This window comes from Paenibacillus crassostreae (genome assembly GCF_001857945.1).
Lineage (GTDB): Bacteria > Bacillota > Bacilli > Paenibacillales > Paenibacillaceae > Paenibacillus_AQ > Paenibacillus_AQ crassostreae.
Map to the genome: position 1 here is coordinate 3251916 of NZ_CP017770.1, position 25056 is coordinate 3276971.

The window sequence follows — 25056 nt, forward strand, 5'->3', positions numbered from 1 at the left end:
AGGAGGAAGTGTTTAAAATGGCAAAGGCTAAATTTGAACGCAATAAAACACACGTAAATATCGGTACTATTGGTCACGTCGATCATGGTAAAACGACGCTTACTGCAGCAATTACAACTGTATTGTCCAAAACTTACGGGGGTGCTGCTGTAGCATTCGATCAAATCGATAAAGCTCCAGAAGAGCGCGAACGTGGTATCACAATCTCTACGGCTCACGTTGAGTATGAAACTCCTAACCGTCATTATGCACACGTTGACTGCCCAGGTCACGCCGACTATGTTAAAAACATGATCACTGGTGCTGCACAAATGGACGGAGCGATCCTGGTTGTATCCGCAGCTGACGGCCCTATGCCACAGACTCGTGAGCACATCCTATTGTCTCGTCAAGTAGGTGTTCCTTACATCGTTGTATTCCTAAATAAATGTGACGTTGTTGAAGATGCTGAACTTCTTGAATTGGTTGAAATGGAAGTTCGTGACCTATTGAGCGAATATGACTTCCCAGGCGACGACACTCCAATCTTCCAAGGATCAGCTCGTGAAGCATTGGCTAATCCAGAAGGAGAATGGGCTAAGAAGATTGTTGAAATGTTCGAAACGATCGATACTTATGTGCCAGACCCAGTTCGTGATACTGACAAACCTTTCTTGATGCCTGTTGAAGATGTATTCTCAATCACTGGACGTGGTACCGTTGCTACAGGTCGTGTAGAACGTGGTACTGTTAAAGTCGGTGAAGAAATTGAAATCATCGGTATTCATGAAGAGTCCAAGAAATCTGTTGTAACTGGTGTAGAAATGTTCCGCAAATTGCTAGATTCCGCTCAAGCAGGTGACAACATCGGGGCATTGCTTCGTGGTGTTGATCGTACACAAATTGAGCGCGGTCAAGTACTTGCTAAGCCAGGTACTGTTAAACCACACACAGAATTTTCTGCACAAATCTATGTGTTGACTAAAGAAGAAGGCGGACGTCATAAACCTTTCTTCACTGGATATCGTCCACAGTTCTACTTCCGTACAACTGACGTAACTGGCGTTATCTCATTACCAGAAGGTACTGAAATGGTAATGCCTGGTGATAACATCACTGTAACTGTTACATTGATCAACCCAATCGCGATTGAAGAAGGTACTAAATTCTCCATTCGTGAAGGCGGACGTACTGTTGGTGCGGGTGCCGTTGCAACAATCTCTAAATAAGAATAGGCTTCGGTCTTAAACATATGTAACAGTGTACTGTAACGAGCAACAGTGTGATGTGAACGCAAAGAGATTGAGGGTCTTGTCCTCCAAGGATAAGACCCTTAATTTATTTAGGCAGTTTTGATTTAATGCTTGCATTATATCTGACTATTATATATAATTATAAATGTTGTTCTGAGACGTTGCGATGAAGTGAGAGGTTACTGACACACCAGGCCCCTTTGCCATGGAGCGGTGGTTAGAAAATTTTCGCGGAGTATGTCCGATACCAAATTGGGCGATAGAAGGAGGGACTAAAATGGCAAAGCAAAAAATTCGTATTCGTTTGAAGGCTTATGATCACAGAGTTCTTGATCAATCCGCTGAGAAGATTGTTGAAACTGCAAAACGTTCGGGTGCTAGTGTATCCGGGCCGATTCCACTTCCAACTGAGAAACAAATCATTACCATTCTCCGTGCGGTACACAAGTACAAGGATTCGCGGGAACAGTTCGAACAACGCACTCATAAGCGTTTGATCGACATTGTGAACCCGACTCCACAAACTGTGGATGCCCTAATGCGCTTGGACCTGCCGTCCGGTGTAGATATTGAAATTAAATTGTAATATTGATTGACTAGTACGGAACTTTGAAAGGAAAAGAGGTGTCAACATGAAAGGTATCTTAGGAAAAAAACTCGGAATGACTCAAGTATTTACAGCAGAAGGTAATGTAATTCCTGTAACGGTAATTGAAGCAGGACCTTGTGTTGTTTTACAAAAGAAAGATCTAGAGAACGATGGCTATATAGCAGTTCAACTAGGCTTTTCCGATAAAAAAGAAAGAAACGCGATCAAACCTGAAATAGGTCATGCGAAAAAGGCAAACACTGCGCCTAAGCGCTACGTTCGCGAAATTCGCGGGATTGACTCCACAAGTGTTGAAGTGGGTCAAGAATTGAAAGCTGATGTATTCACTGAAGGTGAATTTGTTGACGTAACAGGTACTTCTAAAGGTAAAGGTTTCCAAGGTGTTATCAAGCGTTGGGGACAAAGTCGCGGACCAATGTCTCACGGTTCTCGTTACCATCGTAGACCGGGTTCCATGGGTTCTATCCAAGCTAACCGTGTACCAAAAGGTAAACACCTAGCAGGACATATGGGTCACACTACGATTACTGTACAAAGACTTGAAGTTATTAAAGTTGATGTGGAACGTAATGTTCTACTAGTCAAAGGCGCAGTTCCGGGCCCTAGAAACAGCTATGTGAAAATCAAAGAAACGGTGAAGAAATAATCACCAATAGAAAGGAGGAACAACAATGCCAAAGGTAGTACTCTTTAATGTCGGTGGAAGTGAAGTGGGAGAAGTTGAATTGAGTGACACTGTATTCGGTATTGAACCGAACGTACATGTTATGAATCAAGCTGTCTTGCTACAAAGAGCTTCTTTACGTCGTGGTACTCACAAAGTTAAAGGACGGTCTGAAGTACGAGGCGGCGGACGTAAACCTTGGAAACAAAAGGGTACAGGTCGTGCTCGTCAAGGTTCGATTCGTTCACCACAATGGAAGGGCGGCGGTGTAGTTTTTGGACCAACACCACGCAGTTATACTTTCAAATTGCCTAAGAAGGTTCGCCGTTTAGCGATTAAATCTGCTTTGTCTTCCAAAGTGATCGGTAACGATATCATCGTGTTGGATGCATTGACATTGAATTCGCCAAAAACGAAAGAATTTGCAGCAATTTTGAGTAACTTGAAAGTTGATCGTAAAGCGCTTATCGTAACACCGGCTTATGATGATACAGTAGCATTGTCTGCTCGTAACATTCCGGGTGTGAAATTTGTAGCAGCGGACGGCATTAATGTCCTTGACGTACTGTTGTATGACAAGTTGATCATTACGAAGGAAGCAGTCCAGAAGGTAGAGGAGGTGTTCGCATAATGAAAGATCCTCGCGATGTGATCAAGCGTCCCGTGATTACGGAACGTACGGCCGAATATATGAGCGATTTGAAATATGCCTTTGAAGTTGAACTCCGTGCGAATAAAACAGAGATCAAACAAGCTATTGAAGCTATTTTCAAAGTCAAAGTAACAAATGTTAATACAATGCGTGTTCCGCAAAAACCTAAACGTTATGGTAAATATTCTGGATATACATCCGAATGGAAAAAGGCTATAGTAACGCTTAGCAAAGATAGCAAACCGCTAGAATTTTTTGAATCAGTAGAATAGTAAAATTGCTAAAGTAAGGAGGGAAATTCAGTGCCCATTAAAAAGTATAAACCGACATCCCCGGCTAGAAGACACATGTCTGTGTCCACGTTTGAAGAAATTACAACAAACCAACCGGAGAAATCTTTGTTGGCTCCCCTGAGCAAAACAGCGGGCCGCAATAACCAAGGTAAAATCACTGTGCGTCACCACGGCGGCGGACATAAGCGTAAATACCGTATTATTGACTTCAAACGATTGAAAGATGGAATACCAGGTAACGTTGCTACGATCGAATATGATCCAAACCGTACATCCAATATTGCACTGATCCATTATGCAGACGGAGAGAAACGCTACATTATCGCTCCTCAAGGTCTAAAAGTTGGAGATGTAATTGAATCAGGACCTTCTTCTGATATCAAAATTGGTAATGCACTTCCGTTGGAAAACATTCCAGTAGGTACAGTTATCCACAACATCGAATTACAACCAGGTAAAGGTGCACAGTTAGTACGCGCTGCTGGTACTGAAGCTCAACTTCTTGGTAAAGAAGAGAAGTACGTAACAGTACGTTTATCTTCTGGTGAAGTTCGTCATATCCTTAAAGTTTGTCGTGCTACAATCGGTTCTGTGGGTAACGCTGACCATGAACTTATCAAGATTGGTAAAGCAGGACGTAACCGTTGGAAAGGACAACGTCCAGAAGTACGCGGGGTAGTCATGAACCCTAACGATCACCCACACGGTGGTGGTGAAGGTCGCGCTCCAATTGGTCGTAAATCACCATTGTCTCCTTGGGGTAAACCTACTCTTGGTTACAAGACACGTAAAAAAGGTAAAGCTTCTGACAAATATATCGTTCGTCGCCGCACAAAATAATGCACTTTGTGCATAACAATGTGAAGTGCCGAAAGTAACGAGAAGATTTGATGAAGGGAGGATTCACATATGAGTCGAAGTTTAAAAAAGGGACCTTTTGTTGATGGTTACTTGTTGAAAAAAGTAGAAGTTATGGATGATTCGGCTAAAAAAGGCGTTATTAAGACTTGGTCACGTCGTTCCACTATTTTTCCACAGTTCATCGGACATACATTCGGCGTGTATGATGGACGTAAACACGTTCCAGTATACGTAACTGAAGATATGGTAGGACACAAATTGGGAGAGTTCGCTCCAACTCGTACCTACAGAAGTCATACAGATGACGATAAGAAAACAAGAAGATAATATTTTAAGCTCTTTGTCTGAGAGGAGGTAACACAATGGAAGCAAAAGCACATGCTAAATCTATTCGGATTTCTTCCCGTAAAGTTCAATTAGTAATTGACTTGATTCGTGGAAAAGAAGTTGGCGCTGCAATCGCAATTCTTCGCCACACTCCGAAAGCCGCTTCCCCGGTTGTGGAAAAGTTGTTGAACTCAGCGATCGCAAATGCTGAACACAACTATTCACTAGATGTTAACAAGTTGTTTGTTAGTGAAGTTTATGTCAACCAAGGACCGACGATGAAACGTTTCCGTCCTCGTGCGATGGGACGCGCTAGCAAGATCAATAAGCGTACTAGCCACATTTCTTTGGTGGTATCTGAGAAATAAGGAGGGATAACGAGTGGGCCAAAAAGTAAATCCAATAGGACTACGTGTAGGCATTATTCGTGATTGGGAATCTAAATGGTTTGCCGGTAAAGAGTTTGGTACTCTTTTAATCGAAGACATTAAAATTCGCGAATACGTTAAAAATAAATTAAAAGATTCAGCTGTATCACACATTGAAATTGAGCGTGCAGCTGGTCGTGTGAACGTTACTATTCATACAGCTAAACCAGGAATGGTAATCGGTAAGGGTGGTGCTGAAGTAGAAGTACTTCGTACACAAATTACTAAAATTTCTGCTGGTAAAAAAGTTCACATTAACATTTCAGAAATCAAACACCCTGAGCTAGATGCTATTCTCGTTGCGGAAAGCATTGCACAACAATTGGAACGTCGTGTTTCATTCCGTCGTGCTTTGAAACAAGCTATGCAAAGAACTATGCGCTCTGGTGCTAAGGGGATTAAAACTCAAGTAGGCGGACGTCTTGGCGGTGCTGAGATTGCTCGTTCAGAAGGCTACAGCGAAGGAACTGTTCCACTTCATACGCTTCGTGCTGATATTGACTATGGTACTGCAGAAGCTGCTACTACTTTCGGTCTTATCGGAGTAAAAGTATGGATCTATCGTGGAGAGGTACTTCCAACGGCTAAGAAACAACAAGCTGTGCAGGAAGGAGGCAACTAATCATGTTGGTACCAAAACGTGTAAAACACCGCAAACAACAACGCGGACACATGAGAGGTCAAGCTAAAGGCGGAACTGAATTGAACTTCGGAGAATTCGGTTTGGTAGCTCTTGAACCATCATGGATTACCAACCGTCAGATCGAAGCAGCGCGTATTGCTATGACGCGTTACATCAAACGTGGCGGTAAAGTATGGATTAAAATTTTCCCGGATAAGCCAATCACACAGAAGCCTCTAGAAGTACGTATGGGTAGTGGTAAAGGTAACGTGGAAAAATGGGTAGCAGTAGTTAAACCTGGCAAGATTATGTTTGAACTTGGTGGTGTGCCGGAAGATATCGCTCGTGAAGCGATGCGCCTTGCTGCTCATAAACTACCAATTAAAACGAAGTTTGTGAAACGTGAAGAAGTGGGTGGTGAAGCAAATGAAAGCTAATGAATTGCGCAACCTAACCTCTGCTGAAATAGAACAAAAGATATCTGGTTTTAAAGAAGAACTCTTTAATCTCCGTTTTCAACTGGCTACTGGTCAGCTTGACAACCCGACTCGGATACGTGATGTTCGTAAGGAAATAGCTCGTGCTAAAACTATTATCCATGAAAGATTACTTGGAATTAGTTAATTGAATCGGACTAACCTTGTCTATATTCAGGAAGGAGGATTACAATGAGCGAAGAACGCAATGCACGGAAAGTACAATTCGGTAAAGTCGTTAGTGACAAAATGGATAAAACAATTGTTGTCGCTATAGAAACCCACAAAAAGCATAACTTGTATCACAAGCGCATTAAATATACTAAGAAATTTAAAGCGCATGATGAGAACAACACTGCAAAAATCGGGGATATTGTGAAAATCATGGAAACCCGTCCGTTATCTAAAGATAAATGCTGGAGATTGGTCGAAATCGTAGAAAAAGCGATTATTGTCTGAGCCTCTTGAACCTTTTTTTCGAAAGGAGGAAATATAAATGATTCAAACATTTACACGTTTGCATGTAGCCGATAACTCCGGAGCGAAGGAATTGATGTGTATCCGAGTTTTAGGAGGAACAGGTCGTCGTACAGCTGCAATTGGAGATTTGATCGTATGTGCTGTCAAACAAGCAACACCAGGCGGCGTTGTCAAAAAAGGTGATGTCGTTAAAGCGGTTGTTGTTCGTACAAAACGTACTACACGCCGTAAAGATGGATCTTACATTACGTTTGATGAGAATGCAGCAGTGGTAGTTAAAGATGATAAGAGCCCACGTGGAACTCGTATTTTTGGACCTGTTGCTCGTGAACTTCGCGACAGAGATTTCATGAAGATTGTTTCCTTGGCTCCAGAAGTTATCTAATTCAAAATAACCTTTAACTTGCAACATATAGCAAGCCGCAGGAGGTGTAATAAATGCCAAAAGTGAAAAAAGTTCTAGAATCATATAATCATAAGCTGCATGTCAAGAAAGATGATACAGTGATGGTGATTAGCGGGAAAGACAAAGGAAAGAAGGGCCGCGTAATTGCAGCTTATCCTCGTCAGAATCGCGTCTTGGTTGAAGGTGTGAACATGATGAAGAAACACCAAAAGCCAAATCAATCAAACCCTCAAGGTGGTATCATTGAACAAGAAGCAGCAATTCACGTTTCTAACGTGATGCATATCGATCCAAAGAGCGGAAAAGTAACTCGTATCGGATACAAAGTATTGGATAACGGAAAAAAAGTTCGCGTAGCGAAAAAATCCGGAGAAGTTATTGACTAATAGGAATAGTGAAGAAAGGAGGATTGTAATTCATGGCAGTAAGATTAAAAGACCGTTACTTAAACGAAATAACACCTGCTTTGATACAGAAGTTTAACTATACAACAGTTATGCAAGTTCCTAAGATTGAGAAGGTTGTTATCAACATGGGTGTTGGTGAGGCTGTTTCTAACTCTAAAGTTCTTGATGCCGCTGTTAATGATATGCAGTTGATTTCTGGTCAAAAGCCAATCATTACTAAATCTAAGAAATCTATCGCTGGATTTAAATTACGTGAGAATATGCCGATCGGGGTTAAAGTAACACTTCGCGGTGAACGCATGTATTATTTCTTGGATAAATTATTCAACATTACTCTAGCACGTGTTCGTGATTTCCACGGTGTTTCAAGCAAAGCATTTGATGGACGGGGTAATTACACACTTGGACTTAAAGAGCAATTGATCTTCCCTGAAATTGAATATGATAAGATCGATAAGGTTCGTGGTATGGATATCGTTATTGTAACGACAGCTAAAACTGATGAAGAATCCCGCGAGCTTCTCACTCAAATGGGAATGCCTTTTGCGAAATAGTTTCGCGAATCCATTTCTCCGAAAATTATAGGAGGTGTCAGTCTAAGTGGCAAAAACGTCGATGATAGTAAAACAACAACGTACACCTAAGTTTAAGGTGCGTGGATATACAAGATGTGAACGTTGCGGTCGACCACATTCAGTACTGCAGAAGTTCAAAATTTGCAGAATTTGTTTCCGTGAATTAGCTCATGCAGGTCAGATTCCTGGCGTGAAAAAAGCAAGCTGGTAAGAAGTCCATAACGGGAAGGAGGTTTACACACATGACTATGTCTGATCCAATTGCAGATATGCTAACTCGTATTCGTAATGCTAATACAGTACGTCACGAAACGGTAGAAATGCCTGCTTCAACAATGAAGAAACAAATCGCTGATATTCTTAAGCGTGAGGGATTCATTCGTGATGCAGAAGTTGTCGCTGATAACAAACAAGGGATTATCCGTATTTTCTTGAAATATGGACAAAATAACGAACGTGTTATTACCGGTTTGAAGAGAATCAGTAAACCAGGCCTTCGCGTATACACGAAGAGTAACGAAGTTCCTCGTGTTCTCGGCGGTTTAGGTATTGCGATCATTTCTACTTCAAAAGGAATTATGACCGACAAAGAAGCTCGTCAATCCAAAGCTGGCGGAGAAGTTATCTGTTACGTTTGGTAATATAATGTCACAAGACAAGGAGGTGCAACATATATGTCTCGTATTGGTCGCAAGCCAATTACTGTACCAAGTGGTGTAGATATCACTGTAGATAATTCTGTAATCACAGTAAAAGGACCTAAAGGAACTTTGACTCGTGAACTTCATAAAGATATGAAGATTACAGTAGAAAATAATGAAATTCTTGTTGAACGTCCATCTGACAACAAAATGCATCGTTCCCTACACGGCACGACACGCAGCGTTGTCTTCAATATGGTTAGTGGTGTAACTGAAGGGTTCACTAAATCTCTAGAATTGGTTGGGGTCGGATATCGTGCAAGCAAATCCGGAGATAAAATCGTATTGAACGTAGGATATTCTCACCCAGTAGAAATAACACCAGAGTCAGGTATTGAATTTGAAGTACCTGTGAACACAAAGATTCTTGTTAAAGGAATCGATAAAGAGCGCGTGGGTGCTTATGCTGCTCAGATCCGTGGTGTACGTCCTCCTGAGCCTTATAAAGGTAAAGGTATTAAGTACGAAGGTGAACGCATTATCCGTAAGGAAGGTAAAGCTGGTAAGAAAAAATAAGGTATTTTTTCTTATTAGTGATTTACCGTTTGCGTCTTAAAGTGAGGCTTTGATGGCAAACTGAAGGGAGTGAAAAGGAATTTATGATTACAAAACAAGATAAGAACAAAGCGCGTGTGCGTAGACATCTTCGTGTTCGTAAGAGAATTACTGGAACAGCTGAACGTCCTCGTCTCAACGTTTTCCGTTCTTCCAAACATATCTATGCTCAATTGATCGATGACGTTGCTGGTGTTACATTAGTATCAGCGTCTACGCTTGATAAAGAATTGAGTGAAGGAATTACCAATGGAGCTAACGTAGAATCCGCTCGCAAAGTTGGAGAACTAGTTGCAAAGCGTGCTAAAGATAAAGGCCATGCTTCGGTTGTATTTGACCGCGGAGGTTACTTATATCATGGACGGATTCAAGCACTAGCTGATGCAGCTCGCGAAGCTGGCTTAGAATTCTAAGATATTTTTAAAAAAGGAGGTTAACGACTTGCGTGTAGATCCGAATACTTTAGAACTGACTGAAAGAGTTGTAAATATTAACCGCGTAGCAAAAGTTGTAAAAGGCGGACGCCGTTTTAGCTTCAGCGCGTTAGTAGTTGTCGGCGATGGCAAAGGTTATGTTGGCGCCGGTATCGGTAAAGCAGGCGAAGTACCTGATGCGATTCGCAAAGGTATTGAAGATGCTAAGAAAAATCTAATTCACGTTCCACTTGTTGGAACTTCTATTCCTCACCTAGTTACAGGTCACTACGGAGCTGGTAGAGTATTGTTGAAACCAGCATCTGAAGGTACTGGAGTAATCGCTGGCGGTCCTGTACGTGCTGTACTTGAACTTGCTGGTGTAGGTGACATCTTGACAAAATCTCTGGGTTCTTCGAACTCCATGAATATGGTCAACGCAACTTTAGAGGGACTTTCCCGTCTAAAACGCGCTGAGGATGTTGCGAAATTACGCGGCAAATCCGTCGAAGAATTGCTCGGTTAAGGAGGGAACGTCATGACAAAACTTCAAATTACCCTCGTCCGTAGCTTAATTGGTCGTCCAGAAGATCAACGTGCGACTGTTAAAACACTTGGTTTGAAAAAAATCAACAGCATAGTTGTTCAAAACGACAATCCCGCGATTCGCGGAATGATCAATAAAGTGTCCCATTTAGTATCCGTTACTGAAATTCAAGATTAATCTACAGAAGATTAATCAAAAATAATTAAGGAGGTGCAACGAACGATGAAATTACATGAGCTTTCCTCAGCCCCTGGTTCCCGCAAAGAACGTAAACGTGTCGGACGCGGACCAAGTAGTGGTACGGGTAAAACATCTGGCCGTGGTCATAAAGGTCAAAATTCTCGTTCCGGCGGTGGAGTTCGCCCCGGATTTGAAGGTGGACAAAACCCGTTGTATCGTCGCTTGCCTAAACGTGGATTTGTAAATCCTACGCGTAAAGAATATGCGATCATCAACACAGAAGATCTTAACAACTTTGCAGCAGATACAGAAGTAACACCTGAATTTTTGTTCGAAAATGGAATCGTGAAAAATGCTAAAAGCGGAATCAAGATTCTTGGCAACGGCGAAGTTACTGTTAAGCTGACTGTCAAAGCGAATAAGTTTTCTCAATCTGCGGTAGAGAAAATCGAGGCTGCCGGCGGTAAAACCGAGGTGATCTAATGATTAAGACGATTAAGAATATTTGGCATATTGAGGACTTACGTAAAAGAATTTTGTTCACATTGTTCGTATTGTTTATCTACCGTATCGGTACTTTCGTACCGGTACCGGGTGTTGATAAAAGTGTTTTGACTGCTGCGGATAGTGCTGGAGCTGACTTGTTCGGTCTACTCAATACGTTCTCTGGTGGCGCTCTTATGCAGTTCTCGATATTCGCTCTAGGGATCACGCCTTATATTACTGCATCCATCATTGTGCAATTACTTTCAATGGATGTTATTCCTAAACTTTCCGAGTGGGCCAAACAAGGTGAACACGGTAAGAAGAAATCTGCACAATTAACACGATATGGTACGATTATTTTAGGGATTATTCAAGCATTTGCGATGTCAATCGGATTTAACCGTATGTACGGTACTGAAATGATACCAAATGCTACATTCACGAAGTATTTACTGATTGCAATTGTGTTGACCGCTGGTACTGCCTTCCTAATGTGGTTAGGAGAGCAAATTACGGAAAAAGGGATTGGTAACGGGATTTCGATTCTGATTTTTGCGGGTATCGTAGCCAATATACCAACTTATATTCGTACAACAGCTCAGTCTTCCTTTATTCAGGAAAATCAAGTGTTTATGAATTCTTTAAAAACAATCATCCTCGCTCTTGTCATTGTACTGATTGTTGTAGGTATTATTTACATTCAACAAGCGATTCGAAAGATTCCAGTGCAATATGCAAAACGTGTCGTGGGTAACAAAATGTATGGCGGACAGAATACACACATACCGCTTAAGATTAATGCTTCAGGTGTTATTCCGGTAATCTTCGCTATTTCATTGCTTCAATTTCCAGTTATCATTGCTAACTTCTGGTCCACACAAAGATGGGCTGACTGGGTTATTCAAAACTTAAGTCAAGATAAACCATTAGGTATGGTACTCTATGTTATTATGATTATTGGATTCACATTCTTCTATACATTTGTACAGATGAATCCTCAACAAATGGCTGACAACATGAAGAAAAACGGTGGATATATTCCAGGGATACGTCCAGGGAAAGGTACTGAGAAATATTTAACTAGAGTATTGTCACGTTTGACAATGACTGGTGCTATATTCCTCGCTGTCATATCATTAATACCGATCTTCTTGGGTTCATTGGCTGGATTGCCTAAATCGGTTCAAATCGGGGGTACAGCATTACTAATCGTAATTGGTGTAGCACTGGATACCATGAAGCAAATTGAAAGTCAATTGATCAAACGTCATTACAAGGGATTTATAAATAAATAAAGGATCCGGCGAAGTTGAAGAGCTTCCCGGTGACTTTAGATCTTGCAATAGGAATTCTTTGAAGGAGTGATAATCTTGAACATTCTTTTCATGGGACCTCCTGGGGCAGGTAAAGGTACTCAAGCAGCGGCTATTATTAATGAATTTGGTATTCCCCACATATCTACAGGCGATGCATTTCGTCTAGCGATAAAGCAAGGAACTCCCATTGGAATTAAGGCCAAAGAATATATGGATCAAGGCTTACTGGTACCAGATGATGTAACGATTGGGATTGTGGGAGAACGTCTTCAGCAGTCCGATTGCGAAAAAGGTTTCTTACTGGATGGTTTTCCAAGAACCCTTTCGCAAGCGGAAGCGCTTGAGGGAATACTTTCAGAATTGAATACACAATTGGATCATGTCATTAATCTGAAAGTTGATCGCAATAAATTGTTGGCGCGTTTAACTGGACGTCGGATCTGTAAGAACTGTGGAGCCACATATCATGTGATCTTTAACCCACCTAAACAGGAAGGTGTATGTGATATTGACGGAGGAGAATTATACCAACGCTCTGATGATAATGAAGAGAGTGTCGGTAAACGTCTTGACGAATATATTAACAAGACTGCACCACTCCTAGATTTTTATGAACAAAAAGGTTTATTGCGTCAGATCGATGGTGAAAAAGAAATTGATACGGTCTCTAAAGATATCGTAGCAATTTTGCGAGGTTAGTTGTAATGATCATTAGTGGGTCCGATCTAGAACTTGGGCTTATCAATGAAGCAGGACCTGTTGCAGCAATTAGCCAACATGTTGACCAGTACTTTCGCAGTGAAACATTAGTGTCATCCATCAATGGCTACATTAGTATTCTCACTAGCAGTTGCACTTCGGTCCTAGTCTCTGGATCCTCCGCGAAACGCAAATTAAACGAAACCACATTGTTATGCTAGGTATTAGAACGCAATATCTTGGCATTTCACAAAATAACTGAAGTGGTTGGTGATGGTCATTGAATAACCAATCCGTACCTCATATTGGTCAAATTGTGAAAATATTAAGAGGTAAGGATACCGGACAGGTAGCGGTAGTCCTCTCCCATGCCGATAACAAATTCGTCTATATTGCGGATGGGGATAAACGTAAGTTTGACCAAGCGAAGAAGAAGAATCTAATTCATTTGGAAACCCAAACGTACATTAGCAGTGAGGTTGCAAATAGTTTAATGGAAAACGGTCGGGTGACGAACGGAAAGCTACGTTACGCAGTGATGAAGTTCAGACAATCTACCGAAACAAATGCTGAAGAGAAAGGAGACTAATTGTGGCTAAAGAAGATGTCATTGAAGTAGAAGGTACAGTTCTTGAATTGTTACCTAACGCAACATTTAAGGTTGAACTTGAGAACGGTCATCAAATATTAGGTCATGTTTCAGGAAAGCTACGGATGCATTTCATTCGTATTCTGACAGGAGACAAAGTGGTCGTACAGTTATCACCTTATGATTTAACCAAAGGTCGTATAACGTACCGTAAATAGTAAATTAGTGTAATATAGAATTAGGCTATATTCTGTTCTGCCTGGCATAACAGATCTAGTTCTTAAATAGTGTCTAAGTCAGTTTTGCTTTGCAAAACTGAGCTAATCCTTACGAAGTTAGTTTTGCTTCGCAAAACTTTAGGGAGGTAATTCTCATGAAGGTAAGACCTTCTGTAAAACCCATGTGCGAAAAATGCAAAGTCATTCGTCGTAAAGGGACTGTAATGGTGATTTGTGAAAATCCGAAACATAAACAAAAACAAGGTTAAGAAGGGGGTGTAGCGTAAAATGGCTCGTATAGCTGGTGTGGATTTACCACGTGATAAGCGCGTTGAGATCGCCTTAACTTATATTTTCGGAATCGGTAAAACGACTTCCCAGAAAATCCTAAAAGATACAGGCATTAGTTCAGATACTCGCGTAAGAGATTTAACTGAAGATGAAGTGAGCAAATTGCGTGAAACGATCGACAAAACGGTTAAAGTTGAAGGTGACCTTCGTCGTGAAATTTCCTTAAATATTAAACGTCTCGTTGAGATTGGTTGCTATCGTGGTGTGCGTCATCGCCGTGGGTTGCCGGTTCGCGGACAACGTACTAAGACGAATGCACGTACACGGAAAGGCCCTCGTCGTACGGTAGCGAATAAGAAGAAATAATAAGGGGGGATAAAAGACAATGGCAAAACCTAAGAAAGTCGTACGTACTAAACGTCGCGACCGTAAAAATATTGAATCAGGTGTGGCACATATTCGTTCCACATTTAACAATACAATCGTTACGATCACTGATCCACATGGTAATGCAATCGCTTGGGCAAGCTCAGGTGGCCTTGGATTCAGAGGATCACGTAAATCCACACCATTTGCTGCACAAATGGCTGCTGAAACTGCAGCTAAAGCAGCAATGGAGCATGGTATGAAATCGGTAGAAGTTATGGTTAAAGGTCCTGGTGCTGGTCGTGAAGCAGCTATTCGTTCTTTGCAAGCTGCTGGTCTGGAAGTCAACCTAATTAAGGATGTTACTCCAGTACCACATAACGGTTGCCGTCCACCTAAACGTCGTCGTGTCTAATAAAGTCAACCTGAACAATGTGGTATAAAACCGGCGCAATCTGCTAACAATGGTTGTTTAGGCATACTACATGGGATACGCTTGACAAAGTGACCGGTTCATATAGGAGCGACGTTTGAAGGAGGGTACATGCGTGATTGAAATCGAAAAGCCAAAAATTGAGACCATTGATGTAAATGAAGATGGTAATTATGGTAAATTCGTAGTAGAACCACTAGAACGAGGATATGGGCAGACTTTGGGGAATTCACTTCGCCGGATCTTGCTTTCTTCCTTGCCTGGTGCAGCCGTGAATTCAGTACAGATTGATGGTGTTCTACATGAGTTCTCAACGATTCCAGGAGTAATGGAAGACGTAACGGAGATTATTCTGAATTTGAAAGCTCTATCCTTAAAAATTCATTCTGACGAAGAGAAAGTGTTCGAGATTGATGCAGAAGGTGATGGAGTGATCACAGCAGCGGATATCCGCGCGGATAGCGATGTAGAGATCCTTAATCCAGATCTTCACATCGCAACATTAAATCCTGGCGCAAGACTTCACATGCGTATTTTTGCTAGTCGTGGTCGTGGCTATGTAACAGCAGATAAGAACAAACGTGATGATCAACCAATTGGTGTCATTCCGATTGATTCTATCTATACCCCGATTTCCCGTGTTAATTATGGCGTGGAGAATACTCGGGTTGGTCAAGTCACGAATTATGACAAGCTTACAATGGAAATCTGGACGGATGGAAGCATTAGACCAGAAGAAGCAGTGAGTCTTGGAGCTAAAATTTTGACCGAGCACCTTATGTTGTTCGTTGGTCTCACTGATGAAGCAAAAGATGCTGAAATTATGGTTGAAAAAGAAGAGGACAAGAAAGAAAAAGTGCTTGAGATGACGATCGAAGAGCTTGATCTATCCGTCCGCTCATACAACTGCCTCAAACGTGCTGGTATTAATACAGTACAAGAACTTACAACAAAAACTGAAGAAGATATGATGAAGGTTCGTAACTTGGGCCGCAAATCTTTGGAGGAAGTACAAGAGAAGCTAGAGGAACTTGGATTGGGACTTCGGACAGAAGAATAGCTTCTTAGATTGTTAGCGAAGGAGGGAAAAACATGGCATACCAAAAGTTGGGACGCGATGCTAGTGCACGTAAAGCATTATTTCGTGATCTAGTAACGGACCTATTCTTATACGAGCGCATTCAAACAACTGAAGCGAAGGCAAAAGAAGTTCGTTCTATTGCTGAAAAGTTGATTACAAAAGCTAAAAAAGGTGATCTTCATTCACGTCGTCAAGTTGCTGCATTCGTTCGTCGTGAAACTGTAGATGGAGAGCAAGATGCTATCCAAAAATTGTTTAGCGATTTGGCACCTCGTTACTCTACGCGTCCAGGCGGATACACTCGTATCTTGAAACTTGGACCTCGTCGTGGCGATGCTGCACCTATGGTTTATTTGGAATTAGTAGACCGCGCTTAAACTATCGAAATGTTGAAAGGGTAAGAAGGAATCACAGATTCTGTACTAACCCTTTTTTCACTTCATTTCGGAATTAGGGAGCTCCGGAAGGGGCTTCCTTTTTAAATGATAAGAAAGTGTATGTTCCGCACCAACCTTTACTTATCGATTAAATATTCATAGGTTCTATCTCAATAGAGATGGTAACTCTTTGTTATTTAATGTTGTGGATTTGCTAAATGAGGTGATGTAACTGCGCAACTTATGTATGAAGGTCAGTTACGATGGTACACATTATAACGGCTTTCAAACACAGCCTGATGGTAGAACAATTCAGGATCAACTTGAGAAGGCTATAAAGATGCTTTCTGATGAAGATGTAAAGATTATAGCATCAGGTCGTACGGATGCAGGTGTGCACGCCTACGGTCAGGTATTCAATTTCTTGACGCAATCTCACATTCCAGTAGAACGGTGGCCGATGGCACTTAATACTAGACTACCGGATGATATTGTTGTCAGAGAAGCAATTGAAGTGCCAGAACTCTTTCATGCTCGTTATTCAGCAAAGCAGAAAACATATCGTTATACAGTAAATGCTAATCAATTTATTGATGTGTTTCAGCGTCATACTCAATTTCATCATCATGGAAAATTAAACATCGAGGCTATGCAAAGAGCTATAAAGCACTTCATCGGAACTTATGATTTCACATCATTTGCTTCAAGACGTTCTACAAAGACTTCTCATATTCGAACATTATTTGACGCATATATGGTTGTGGATAAATCGATGTGTAGATCTTCTACCTATGATCAAGGTGTTATTCATACGTATGTAACCGGCAGTGGCTTTTTACAGCATATGGTTCGTATTATGATGGGCACTTTGCTAGAAGTGGGAGAAGGTAAAAAGTCTCCAGATGATATAACTGCGATAATAGCAGCTGAAGATCGGTCGAAAGCTGGTCCAACTGCTGTGAGCAAAGGTCTAATTTTATGGGATGTAGAATATAATGATTTTCCGAAAAAAACTTTCTAATACTCTTGCGAATTGATTGTGAATGCTGTACAATAATAATTGTGTTTTCTTAATGGCTTTCCCACAGCCCCAAATAAGATATTCACAGTCTAATTATAATTAATTAAATTATGTAGCTAACTACTATGAACGAAGATAAATGAAATATGTTTGATTTTCGGACGAAAACAAGGAGGAACTATTCATGCGTACCACCTATATGGCTAAGCCAAATGAAGTAGAGCGCAATTGGCATATCATCGATGCCGATGGTAAAACGCTCGGACGTTTGGCAACAGAAGTTGCTGCTCTAATTCGCGGTAAACACAAGCCACAATTTACTACACACGTTGATTCAGGCGATTTCGTTGTTGTAATCAATGCTGAGAAGATCCATTTAACAGGAAGAAAATTAACTGACAAGAAATACTACCGTCACTCCATGCATAACGGTGGATTGAAAGTAACCACAGCTCAAGATATGCTTAAGACTTTCCCTGAACGTGTTATTGAGGCAGCTGTTAAAGGTATGCTTCCTAAGACTCGTATGGGAGACAAAATGCAATTGAGACTTAAGGTATATGCAGGTACAGAACATCCACACGAAGCACAAAAACCAGAAGTTTACGAACTTCGCGGGTAATTTAAAAGGAGGACAGTTTCATGGCACAAGTACAATACTATGGGACAGGTCGTCGTAAACATTCGGTAGCACGTGTACGTCTTATACCGGGTGAAGGACGCATTGTCATTAATAAACGCGACATTAATGAATATTTCGGTCTAGAAACACTTAAGTTGATTGTTAAACAACCACTTAATTTAACAGAAACATTGGGTAAATACGATGTTCTTGTTATTGCTCATGGTGGAGGAACATCAGGTCAAGCTGGAGCGATTCGTCACGGAATTTCACGTGCATTGCTTAAAGTAGATCCTGAAATGCGCTCTTCACTTAAGAAAGCAGGATTCTTGACTCGTGATCCACGTATGAAAGAACGTAAGAAATACGGACTTAAAGCAGCACGTCGTGCTCCTCAGTTCTCAAAACGTTAATATTATTTGTTTATCAAGAAACTCTTGGCCTCATTGGCCAAGGGTTTTTTCTTTTTTTTATCAAAAAAACTCCCTAAAAACATTAAATTTGTTAACTATTTATTGACAATGAGTGATTAAGATTTATAATAGTAGTAAATTCACATTAAGATAGTAGGAATTATTCTGGGGATGTATTAGGGGAGGAAATCATGAACTTACTAGAGAAGGAACAGCTTATTCAACAAAAAGCAGATGAATTTGAACATTCATCACCTGAAGAAGTCATTCGTTGGGCAATTGAGACATTTCCGAACATTACATTTGCATGTAGTTTTGGTGCCGAAGATGTTGTATTAGTTGATATGATTCAAAAGATTAGTCCATCCACAGATGTGTTTTATTTAGATACGGATTTCCATTTCACAGAAACGTATGAAACCCGTGATAAGATGGTTGAAAAGTATGGAATGGAATTTGTTCGTGTATCACCCAAGATTACACCTGAACAGCAGGCGTTGGAATTTGGTGAAGCATTGTGGAACGTTGATCCTAACCAATGTTGCAATATACGTAAGGTAGAACCTCTGACACGTATTCTTACAGAGTATGATGCGTGGATCACAGGTATACGTCGTGATCAAGCACCTACACGTGCTAATAGCAAAAAAGTTGAGTATGATACGAAATTTGGATTGGTTAAATTCAATCCGATTGCTTCGTGGACGTCGGATGATGTGTGGGAATATATTCGCACGAATAATGTTCTATACAATCCGCTACATGATCAGAATTACCCAAGTATTGGTTGCGAATATTGTACTCGTCAAGTAATGCCTGGTGAAGATCCTCGAGCAGGACGTTGGGCGGGTTCGGAGAAGACAGAATGTGGGCTTCATAAATAAAGATATACGATATATCTATGGATGAGGAGATAAAGGATGACTTCGATATTACCGCATGGTGGAAGTTTAGTTCAACGGGTTTTGGGAGGTAATGAAAGAGAGGCTTTATTGCAGGCAGCTGAGAGTTTTCAAAAGATCGCTATAAACACTTGGACAATTTCTGACTTAGATCTCATTGGTGTAGGAGCTTTTTCGCCACTTACAGGATTCCTGAATGAAGATGATTACCGATCAGTGATTAAATCAATGAAATTAGTTGATGGTACTGTATGGACTATTCCAATAACTTTATCTATTGATCCACAACAAGCTTCAGAATTAAATATTAACGAGCAAGTTGCCCTAGTGGGTGAGACAGATGGAATAGTATATGGAACACTGACAGTGGAAAGTATTTATGAAGTCGATCACGCTGAGGAAGCTATTAATGTATTCAGAACAAACGATTTAGAGCATCCTGGGGTCAAAAAATTATTAGAACGTTCTACAACTTATGTGGGTGGTTCAATTCAAGTATTGAATCGGCCAGAGCCTAAGAAATTCAAAGAATTCTATTTTACGCCTAGTGAAACACGAGCTTTGTTTGCAGAAAAGGGATGGAATAGAGTTGTAGGCTTCCAAACTCGTAATCCTGTGCATAGAGCACATGAATACATTCAAAAGAGTGCAATGGAGATTGTTGATGCTCTTTTCTTGAATCCACTTGTAGGTGAGACTAAATCTGATGATGTACCTGCTAACGTGCGCATGAACAGTTATTTCGCACTTTTAGAGAACTACTATCCTAAGGATCGTGCTTTTCTCGGTGTATTCCCAGCCGCTATGCGCTACGCTGGACCTCGTGAAGCTGTATTTCATTCCCTTGTCCGGAAGAACTATGGATGTACACATTTCATCGTAGGAAGAGATCATGCGGGTGTTGGTGATTATTATGGAACGTATGAAGCACAAGAGATCTTTAAGAACTTTACGGCTGAAGAAATTGGAATTACACCGTTATTCTTTGAACATAGTTTCTTTTGTACCAAATGTGGAAATATGGCTTCGAGCAAGACATGTCCTCATGGAAAAGAAGATCATATGACACTGTCTGGAACAAAGGTACGTGCTTTACTTCGTGATGGCCAGTGTCCACCTCCAGAATTTACTCGGCCTGAAGTTGCTAAAATTCTGATCGAAGGTATGGCAGAGCAAGTAACGAATTAATTACGTGTTCGTTATGGTAATATTTGTCCACCTCCATCCATATAGATGATAAGAGTCTATATGGGACAGGGGGTGTTTTTTGTATGTCCAGGCCTAAGCGTAATATTATTTCGGTGTGGATTCAATTTAGAACGATTAAGAAACTTTTATTAGGGCTATGCTTGTTGATTGTCTTTGTAGCGGTGCTTACCTATGAAATTCCTGCCAAACAAACAGCGAAGTATTGGAGTTTACCATTAGCAGGAAAAGTAATTAGCCTAGATGCAGGACATGGTGGACCTGATGGAGGTGCTGTAAGCCGCCAGGGTGTAATTGAAAAGGATATTAACTTAGCAATCACTTTATACCTAAGAGATTATTTACAACAGGCTGGAGCGATTGTAGAGATGACAAGAGAAGGTGACTATGATCTAGCCGCTCACGATACAAAGGGTTATTCAAAACGTAAGACTGAGGATTTAAAACAGCGTGTGAAAAAAATTGAAGATGTGCAAACCGATTTATTTGTCAGTATCCACATGAATAGTATCCCATCGAATCGTTGGAGAGGTGCACAAGTATTTTATTATCCTTCTCATTCAGATAATGCTAACTTGGCTACACTAATGCAAGATGAGCTCAAAAGAAATTTGGAGAATACGGATCGTATAGCTAAGACTGTCAACACAGTATATCTTCTTCAAGTTCTTAAGATCCCATCCGTCCTTGTCGAAGTGGGCTTTCTTTCAAATATAGAAGAGGCATCTTTATTAAAGGATGAGCAATATCAACGTAAGGTGGCTGCTTCGGTTTACAATGGTATTTTACGGTACACTTCTGGGGAGAAATCTAAGGTGTCGTCAGATTAAGTACAAATATAATAAAGTATAAGTTTTACTTGATACTTTATTTCTTATATTTCGGCAGAGACGGATACCGTCCTTGAAAAAGGACGGAATAGCCGTTTCTGCTTGAGAAATGGTATAATATACAGATACCAATATACGAAGCTGAGGTGCTGCATTGATGTTATCCAAAGAGAAAGTACAGGAAATATTACTGCCAATCGTAGAGGCGACCAGCGGCAAAAGTTTGATTGAATTACAGTTCATTCGAGATATTGTTATAAAAGATAACCGGGTCTCACTTTCAGCCATGTTTATTGACTCTAGTGAAGAGTACCATGCTGAACTCGAGCAAGAAATTCGTCAGCTTCTGAGTAAGGCAGGAGCAGAGGAAGTACATATCCGTTTACGTGTAGCTACGGATTATGATCGAAAACTAGCCTTCGGGGAAGAGTTATCACCAGAAGATGAATCGGTATTGAAGAAGGGGCATGCAGCTGGATTAGAAGATCATGCTCTGATAAGAGAAGATTCAGGTGTACATTTTATTGCGATCGCTAGCGGTAAAGGTGGCGTTGGTAAATCTACCGTTGCCGTTAACTTAGCTTGCGCTTTGGCTCGTCAAGGTAAAAAAGTAGGTTTAATAGATGCAGATATATATGGTTTTAGTGTTCCCGATATGATGGGGCTAGAAGAGGGTCCTGTCGTAGATAATGAGATGATCATACCTGTGGAACGTTTTGGAGTGAAAGTGATGTCGATGGGGTTCTTCATCCGCGAGAATAATCCTGTGATATGGCGTGGACCTATGTTAGGTAAGATGTTACGTCAATTTCTGAGTGATGTTGGATGGGGAGAATTGGATTATTTATTATTAGATCTTCCTCCAGGTACGGGGGATGTTGCTCTTGATCTACACCAGATGCTTCCGCAGAGTAAGGAAATTATAGTAACGACTCCACATGCGACAGCTGCATTTGTAGCCGCTAGAGCAGGAGCTATGGCTCTTCAGACGGATCATGAGATATTAGGTGTTGTGGAGAATATGGCATACTACGAATGTCCAGGTTGTCATGAGCGTGATTATATATTTGGAAAAGGTGGTGGAGCGCGATTAGCTGAAACCTTGAATACAGAGTTACTCGCGCAGATTCCATTAGGTATTCCGAGTAATCATCCATCAGAACCGGACTTCTCGCCTTCGATTTATAAGCCTGACACTGTAAGTGGTAAGATTTATGACACTATGGCAATATCCGTAATCGAAAAGTGTGAGAACAATTAATTCGACTGATTTGAATATAAACAAAGAGTCCCCTGGGGTAGGGAACTCTTTGTTTATATAAATATAAGAAAGTATAAGTTTCACATCATACATTATACCCTTATATTTCGGCAGAGACGGATACCGTCCTTTAAAAGGACGGCGTAGCCGTTTCAGCTTGTGATACTCTACTTAATGTATAGTTACTCGCCACCCTCTTCTGATTTCTTTTCTTCGCCGCCACCTTCACCTTGACCACCGCCACCACCTTCGCCGCCTTCTTCACTTTTCTTTTCTTTTTCTACTTTGGGCTGAAGTTCACTTTGCACCACAGTTTTTAGTAATTCCATGACTTCCATTTTGAATAAGGGATTTTGCATAGCTTCGCTCATGACAGTCATGGTTTGTTTACGGAAATCAGGTGTTTTTGTAAGATCTAAGAACATTTTTGAAATCTCAGGTGACTTCATGATGTCAGCGACCGCTTTTTGATAAGTGGGATCTTTAATAAGTTCCTGATGGAGTTCTTTACTTTGTGAATTTATGGATTTCGCAAAATCTCCAGCAAATTGTGGGTCGGTCATAATTTTTTCAATCTCTTTTTTATAGTCTGGAGATGTGATCGTATCTTTTACCGCTGTTCGTATATCCTCTTTAGAAGCTGAAGATAACATTTTCATACTTAATACTCCAGCACCACCACCGCCACTTTCGGAACTAGGAGAATTTAATGCTTCCTCCACGGCTTTTTTTCCATCATCACTCTTGAGAATATCAACAACCATAGATTTCATTTCTTTATATCCCATTGATGAGGATGAATTTTGTTCAGCTCCACAGGCAGTCAGAGTTGTCACAAGTACAATTATTAATCCGATGAGGCGTATACCCGTTGGTTTCATTTATGTTGACCTCCTTAAACATGGATACTAAGTGTAGTATGTGGAGCAGTTATAAGAAATATGTTTGGAGGGTAATGGTTTTTTATATAGAACGTTGGTACAATATTTTCTTAGGGGGTGAGTTTGTGACATTAAGGAAATGGTTTAAATTATTTTGGCAGGCGTTATTGGTTGGTGCAGTGGTTTCTGTAGCGACGGGGATTGTGTTAAGTTTTGAAGATGGTGGTATCTCATTTAATGGATTTTCTGATTATGTTGTTTATTTTGTCATCCTATTTGGATATGGGGTGCTGGCGAGTGTTTATTCGCAATTAGGATTTTTCGCTTACTTGATATTGAATTATATGGGAAACGGTGTGTTCTCCAAAAAAGGTTGGCAGTACATACAAATGGTGCTCACTGTGTTGGCATTACTTGAATTAATGTTCTTCCGAACATTTGTTGGTGGACAAGCAGGACAGTCATCTGACCTTATCCTAAGCATTGTTATTCTTGTGGTGGCCATAATAACAGCATTATATAAAGCAAGAATGACGAATATTTCCGCATGGATTCCTACCTTATTCTTTATGATTGGAGTTACGATAATTGAAATTGTAGGTGGGCTCAAAATTAACGTTGATAATGCGACAGCTTTTATTGTGATCCCATTGTTAGCATGTAACGCTTTTCAAATATTAATTCTTCATCGTGTAGTGCAGACTGAAAAGAGCTAAGAAACTTAGCTCTTTTTTATCTTTCCGTAATATTCGCATGTATCTTACTCCAAAGCTTGATCACGAACTTCCTTACCTTTGATCTCAGTTTGGTTAATCAGTTCAGTTACGGTCACAAACTCATAACCTTGTTTACGTAGTTCATCAATGATGATTGGTAATGCTTTATGTGTTTGTTTGGATGAATCACTTGCATGTAACAAGACGATATCACCTGGATGCGCTTTGTTTACTACTCGTTCAACGATATTTTCAACACCAATATTTTTCCAATCTAAGGAATCTGTATCCCACTGAATGACTTTGTAGTTCATATTTTCGGCAATCCGCAATACTCTTTTGTCAAAATCTCCATTAGGTAACCTTAGCAATTTAGGTTCATTTCCTGTCATATCGGTTAATACAGAATTAGCAATAGAGATTTGGTTACGAATTTCCTCATCACTAAGTGTTGTGTAGTTCACATGTTTGTGTCCATGACTTCCTATTTCAAAGCCACTGTCCTTAATATCTTTGACGATATCTGGGTGACTCTTACTCCAAGGTGAGGAGAGGAAAAAAGTGGTTTTTCGTACGTTCTTATCCTTCAAAATTTGAATTATAGGACCGGGTCTTGTATCACCCCAGCTAATATCGAAGGTCAAAGCAATTATTTTCTTATCGGTGGGTACACTGTAGATAGCTGAGGGAGCTCCATCAGAAAATACGGTGATTTGATCTCGCTCAATGTAAACCACTCCAATTGCAAATACTGCGGCCGCGGTAATGAGTAAAAACCTTTTGATCTTTTTCCAATTCAGCACATAAAAAAATGATTTCATTGAATTCATCCGCCCTCTCTTGCATGAATGCTTGTATACTTCAAATTCTATGCTCGTACTGAAGAGTTATTACTAAAGCAGCCATTCTTACGTGATCT

Annotated in this window: 42 protein-coding genes; 40 read left to right on the top strand and 2 right to left on the bottom strand. The window is 40.6% G+C overall.

Going from position 1 to position 25056, the window contains the following annotated elements:
* The first annotated feature begins 17 nt into the window (after window positions 1-17).
* The 39 genes from tuf to LPB68_RS14985 all read left to right on the top strand — a co-directional run bounded on the left by tuf (window position 18) and on the right by LPB68_RS14985 (window position 22540).
* On the top strand, window positions 18-1208 hold the full coding sequence (tuf, locus tag LPB68_RS14800; protein WP_068657358.1) for an elongation factor Tu: 1191 nt from the start codon (window positions 18-20) through the stop codon (window positions 1206-1208).
* A 301-nt stretch (window positions 1209-1509) separates the two neighbouring features.
* A complete protein-coding gene (gene rpsJ, locus LPB68_RS14805; RefSeq protein WP_068657360.1) occupies window positions 1510-1818 on the top strand; it encodes a 30S ribosomal protein S10 in 309 nt (102 codons plus the stop codon).
* Between the two features lie 46 nt (window positions 1819-1864).
* Window positions 1865-2488 carry a 50S ribosomal protein L3 gene (gene rplC, locus LPB68_RS14810; RefSeq protein WP_068657362.1) on the top strand — a complete coding sequence of 208 codons (624 nt, stop codon included), beginning with the start codon at window positions 1865-1867 and terminating at the stop codon, window positions 2486-2488.
* A gap of 25 nt (window positions 2489-2513) precedes the next feature.
* Complete coding sequence (gene rplD, locus LPB68_RS14815) at window positions 2514-3137, top strand: 50S ribosomal protein L4 (RefSeq protein ID WP_068657364.1); 624 nt, start codon at window positions 2514-2516, stop codon at window positions 3135-3137.
* Window positions 3137-3430 (top strand): 50S ribosomal protein L23, encoded by a 294-nt coding sequence (gene rplW / locus LPB68_RS14820; protein WP_068657366.1) that lies wholly within the window; start codon window positions 3137-3139, stop codon window positions 3428-3430. Before rplD ends, rplW begins: the two co-directional genes overlap by 1 nt.
* 30 nt (window positions 3431-3460) lie before the next feature.
* Window positions 3461-4291, top strand: coding sequence for a 50S ribosomal protein L2 (rplB, locus tag LPB68_RS14825; RefSeq protein WP_068657367.1), 831 nt, complete (start codon window positions 3461-3463; stop codon window positions 4289-4291).
* A gap of 69 nt (window positions 4292-4360) precedes the next feature.
* A complete protein-coding gene (gene rpsS / locus LPB68_RS14830; RefSeq protein ID WP_068657369.1) occupies window positions 4361-4639 on the top strand; it encodes a 30S ribosomal protein S19 in 279 nt (92 codons plus the stop codon).
* 35 nt (window positions 4640-4674) lie between these two features.
* Complete coding sequence (rplV, locus tag LPB68_RS14835) at window positions 4675-5007, top strand: 50S ribosomal protein L22 (protein ID WP_068537318.1); 333 nt, start codon at window positions 4675-4677, stop codon at window positions 5005-5007.
* Window positions 5008-5020: 13 nt separating this feature from the next.
* Window positions 5021-5689 carry a 30S ribosomal protein S3 gene (rpsC, locus tag LPB68_RS14840; RefSeq protein WP_068657371.1) on the top strand — a complete coding sequence of 223 codons (669 nt, stop codon included), beginning with the start codon at window positions 5021-5023 and terminating at the stop codon, window positions 5687-5689.
* A 2-nt stretch (window positions 5690-5691) separates the two neighbouring features.
* Window positions 5692-6126 (top strand): 50S ribosomal protein L16, encoded by a 435-nt coding sequence (gene rplP, locus LPB68_RS14845; protein WP_068657373.1) that lies wholly within the window; start codon window positions 5692-5694, stop codon window positions 6124-6126.
* Window positions 6116-6313 carry a 50S ribosomal protein L29 gene (rpmC, locus tag LPB68_RS14850; RefSeq protein WP_068657375.1) on the top strand — a complete coding sequence of 66 codons (198 nt, stop codon included), beginning with the start codon at window positions 6116-6118 and terminating at the stop codon, window positions 6311-6313. The genes rplP and rpmC overlap by 11 nt, the downstream gene beginning before the upstream one ends.
* 44 nt (window positions 6314-6357) lie before the next feature.
* Window positions 6358-6624, top strand: a complete 267-nt coding sequence (rpsQ, locus tag LPB68_RS14855) for a 30S ribosomal protein S17 (protein WP_068657377.1) — start codon at window positions 6358-6360, stop codon at window positions 6622-6624.
* 37 nt (window positions 6625-6661) lie between these two features.
* Window positions 6662-7030 (top strand): 50S ribosomal protein L14, encoded by a 369-nt coding sequence (gene rplN, locus LPB68_RS14860; protein ID WP_068657379.1) that lies wholly within the window; start codon window positions 6662-6664, stop codon window positions 7028-7030.
* 53 nt (window positions 7031-7083) lie between these two features.
* A complete protein-coding gene (gene rplX, locus LPB68_RS14865; protein WP_082865684.1) occupies window positions 7084-7437 on the top strand; it encodes a 50S ribosomal protein L24 in 354 nt (117 codons plus the stop codon).
* Between the two features lie 32 nt (window positions 7438-7469).
* On the top strand, window positions 7470-8012 hold the full coding sequence (gene rplE, locus LPB68_RS14870; protein ID WP_068657381.1) for a 50S ribosomal protein L5: 543 nt from the start codon (window positions 7470-7472) through the stop codon (window positions 8010-8012).
* Between the two features lie 46 nt (window positions 8013-8058).
* Complete coding sequence (locus LPB68_RS14875; protein WP_068591169.1) at window positions 8059-8244, top strand: type Z 30S ribosomal protein S14; 186 nt, start codon at window positions 8059-8061, stop codon at window positions 8242-8244.
* A 31-nt stretch (window positions 8245-8275) separates the two neighbouring features.
* Entirely contained in the window at window positions 8276-8674 is a 399-nt protein-coding gene (gene rpsH / locus LPB68_RS14880; RefSeq protein WP_068657383.1) for a 30S ribosomal protein S8, read from the top strand.
* Between the two features lie 33 nt (window positions 8675-8707).
* On the top strand, window positions 8708-9250 hold the full coding sequence (gene rplF, locus LPB68_RS14885) for a 50S ribosomal protein L6 (RefSeq protein ID WP_068657385.1): 543 nt from the start codon (window positions 8708-8710) through the stop codon (window positions 9248-9250).
* Between the two features lie 83 nt (window positions 9251-9333).
* The gene (rplR, locus tag LPB68_RS14890) at window positions 9334-9702 is read left to right on the top strand and encodes a 50S ribosomal protein L18 (protein ID WP_068657387.1); all 369 of its coding nucleotides are present in this window, start codon (window positions 9334-9336) and stop codon (window positions 9700-9702) included.
* A 28-nt stretch (window positions 9703-9730) separates the two neighbouring features.
* Window positions 9731-10228, top strand: coding sequence for a 30S ribosomal protein S5 (gene rpsE / locus LPB68_RS14895; protein ID WP_068657389.1), 498 nt, complete (start codon window positions 9731-9733; stop codon window positions 10226-10228).
* A gap of 12 nt (window positions 10229-10240) precedes the next feature.
* On the top strand, window positions 10241-10426 hold the full coding sequence (rpmD, locus tag LPB68_RS14900) for a 50S ribosomal protein L30 (RefSeq protein ID WP_068657391.1): 186 nt from the start codon (window positions 10241-10243) through the stop codon (window positions 10424-10426).
* 45 nt (window positions 10427-10471) lie between these two features.
* Window positions 10472-10912 carry a 50S ribosomal protein L15 gene (gene rplO / locus LPB68_RS14905; protein ID WP_068657392.1) on the top strand — a complete coding sequence of 147 codons (441 nt, stop codon included), beginning with the start codon at window positions 10472-10474 and terminating at the stop codon, window positions 10910-10912.
* Window positions 10912-12210, top strand: a complete 1299-nt coding sequence (secY, locus tag LPB68_RS14910; RefSeq protein WP_068657394.1) for a preprotein translocase subunit SecY — start codon at window positions 10912-10914, stop codon at window positions 12208-12210. Before rplO ends, secY begins: the two co-directional genes overlap by 1 nt.
* A 75-nt stretch (window positions 12211-12285) precedes the next feature.
* On the top strand, window positions 12286-12930 hold the full coding sequence (locus LPB68_RS14915; RefSeq protein ID WP_068657396.1) for an adenylate kinase: 645 nt from the start codon (window positions 12286-12288) through the stop codon (window positions 12928-12930).
* 5 nt (window positions 12931-12935) lie between these two features.
* On the top strand, window positions 12936-13151 hold the full coding sequence (locus tag LPB68_RS22845; RefSeq protein WP_157756181.1) for a hypothetical protein: 216 nt from the start codon (window positions 12936-12938) through the stop codon (window positions 13149-13151).
* 59 nt (window positions 13152-13210) lie between these two features.
* Window positions 13211-13519 carry a KOW domain-containing RNA-binding protein gene (locus LPB68_RS14920; RefSeq protein ID WP_068657398.1) on the top strand — a complete coding sequence of 103 codons (309 nt, stop codon included), beginning with the start codon at window positions 13211-13213 and terminating at the stop codon, window positions 13517-13519.
* 2 nt (window positions 13520-13521) lie between these two features.
* Entirely contained in the window at window positions 13522-13737 is a 216-nt protein-coding gene (infA, locus tag LPB68_RS14925) for a translation initiation factor IF-1 (RefSeq protein ID WP_068537283.1), read from the top strand.
* Between the two features lie 155 nt (window positions 13738-13892).
* On the top strand, window positions 13893-14006 hold the full coding sequence (gene rpmJ / locus LPB68_RS14930) for a 50S ribosomal protein L36 (protein WP_026688601.1): 114 nt from the start codon (window positions 13893-13895) through the stop codon (window positions 14004-14006).
* A gap of 19 nt (window positions 14007-14025) precedes the next feature.
* Window positions 14026-14394 carry a 30S ribosomal protein S13 gene (gene rpsM, locus LPB68_RS14935; protein ID WP_068657400.1) on the top strand — a complete coding sequence of 123 codons (369 nt, stop codon included), beginning with the start codon at window positions 14026-14028 and terminating at the stop codon, window positions 14392-14394.
* 19 nt (window positions 14395-14413) lie between these two features.
* The gene (gene rpsK / locus LPB68_RS14940; protein WP_068657402.1) at window positions 14414-14809 is read left to right on the top strand and encodes a 30S ribosomal protein S11; all 396 of its coding nucleotides are present in this window, start codon (window positions 14414-14416) and stop codon (window positions 14807-14809) included.
* A gap of 133 nt (window positions 14810-14942) precedes the next feature.
* Complete coding sequence (locus LPB68_RS14945) at window positions 14943-15887, top strand: DNA-directed RNA polymerase subunit alpha (protein ID WP_068657404.1); 945 nt, start codon at window positions 14943-14945, stop codon at window positions 15885-15887.
* A gap of 32 nt (window positions 15888-15919) precedes the next feature.
* Window positions 15920-16285, top strand: coding sequence for a 50S ribosomal protein L17 (gene rplQ / locus LPB68_RS14950; RefSeq protein WP_068657405.1), 366 nt, complete (start codon window positions 15920-15922; stop codon window positions 16283-16285).
* Between the two features lie 232 nt (window positions 16286-16517).
* Window positions 16518-17306 (top strand): tRNA pseudouridine(38-40) synthase TruA, encoded by a 789-nt coding sequence (gene truA, locus LPB68_RS14955; protein WP_068657407.1) that lies wholly within the window; start codon window positions 16518-16520, stop codon window positions 17304-17306.
* Between the two features lie 184 nt (window positions 17307-17490).
* Window positions 17491-17928, top strand: a complete 438-nt coding sequence (rplM, locus tag LPB68_RS14960) for a 50S ribosomal protein L13 (RefSeq protein ID WP_068657408.1) — start codon at window positions 17491-17493, stop codon at window positions 17926-17928.
* Window positions 17929-17948: 20 nt separating this feature from the next.
* Window positions 17949-18341: a 30S ribosomal protein S9 gene (gene rpsI / locus LPB68_RS14965; protein WP_068537266.1), complete on the top strand. Its 393-nt coding sequence runs from the start codon at window positions 17949-17951 to the stop codon at window positions 18339-18341.
* A gap of 191 nt (window positions 18342-18532) precedes the next feature.
* The gene (locus LPB68_RS14970; protein WP_068657410.1) at window positions 18533-19225 is read left to right on the top strand and encodes a phosphoadenylyl-sulfate reductase; all 693 of its coding nucleotides are present in this window, start codon (window positions 18533-18535) and stop codon (window positions 19223-19225) included.
* Between the two features lie 36 nt (window positions 19226-19261).
* Window positions 19262-20431 carry a sulfate adenylyltransferase gene (gene sat / locus LPB68_RS14975; RefSeq protein WP_068657412.1) on the top strand — a complete coding sequence of 390 codons (1170 nt, stop codon included), beginning with the start codon at window positions 19262-19264 and terminating at the stop codon, window positions 20429-20431.
* An 83-nt stretch (window positions 20432-20514) separates the two neighbouring features.
* A complete protein-coding gene (gene cwlD, locus LPB68_RS14980) occupies window positions 20515-21279 on the top strand; it encodes an N-acetylmuramoyl-L-alanine amidase CwlD (RefSeq protein ID WP_068657413.1) in 765 nt (254 codons plus the stop codon).
* Between the two features lie 157 nt (window positions 21280-21436).
* Window positions 21437-22540, top strand: coding sequence for an Mrp/NBP35 family ATP-binding protein (locus LPB68_RS14985; RefSeq protein WP_068657415.1), 1104 nt, complete (start codon window positions 21437-21439; stop codon window positions 22538-22540).
* 182 nt (window positions 22541-22722) lie between these two features.
* Here the strand turns inward: LPB68_RS14985 and gerD are convergent, their stop codons facing one another.
* Window positions 22723-23421 (bottom strand): spore germination lipoprotein GerD, encoded by a 699-nt coding sequence (gerD, locus tag LPB68_RS14990; protein WP_068657417.1) that lies wholly within the window; start codon window positions 23419-23421, stop codon window positions 22723-22725.
* A 125-nt stretch (window positions 23422-23546) separates the two neighbouring features.
* On the opposite strand from gerD, the gene LPB68_RS14995 reads away from it, so the two are divergent.
* Window positions 23547-24137 carry a KinB-signaling pathway activation protein gene (locus LPB68_RS14995; protein WP_068657419.1) on the top strand — a complete coding sequence of 197 codons (591 nt, stop codon included), beginning with the start codon at window positions 23547-23549 and terminating at the stop codon, window positions 24135-24137.
* A gap of 44 nt (window positions 24138-24181) precedes the next feature.
* Here LPB68_RS14995 and pdaB read toward each other — a convergent pair whose 3' ends face one another.
* The gene (gene pdaB / locus LPB68_RS15000; protein ID WP_068657426.1) at window positions 24182-24958 is read right to left on the bottom strand and encodes a polysaccharide deacetylase family sporulation protein PdaB; all 777 of its coding nucleotides are present in this window, start codon (window positions 24956-24958) and stop codon (window positions 24182-24184) included.
* Window positions 24959-25056 lie beyond the last annotated feature (98 nt).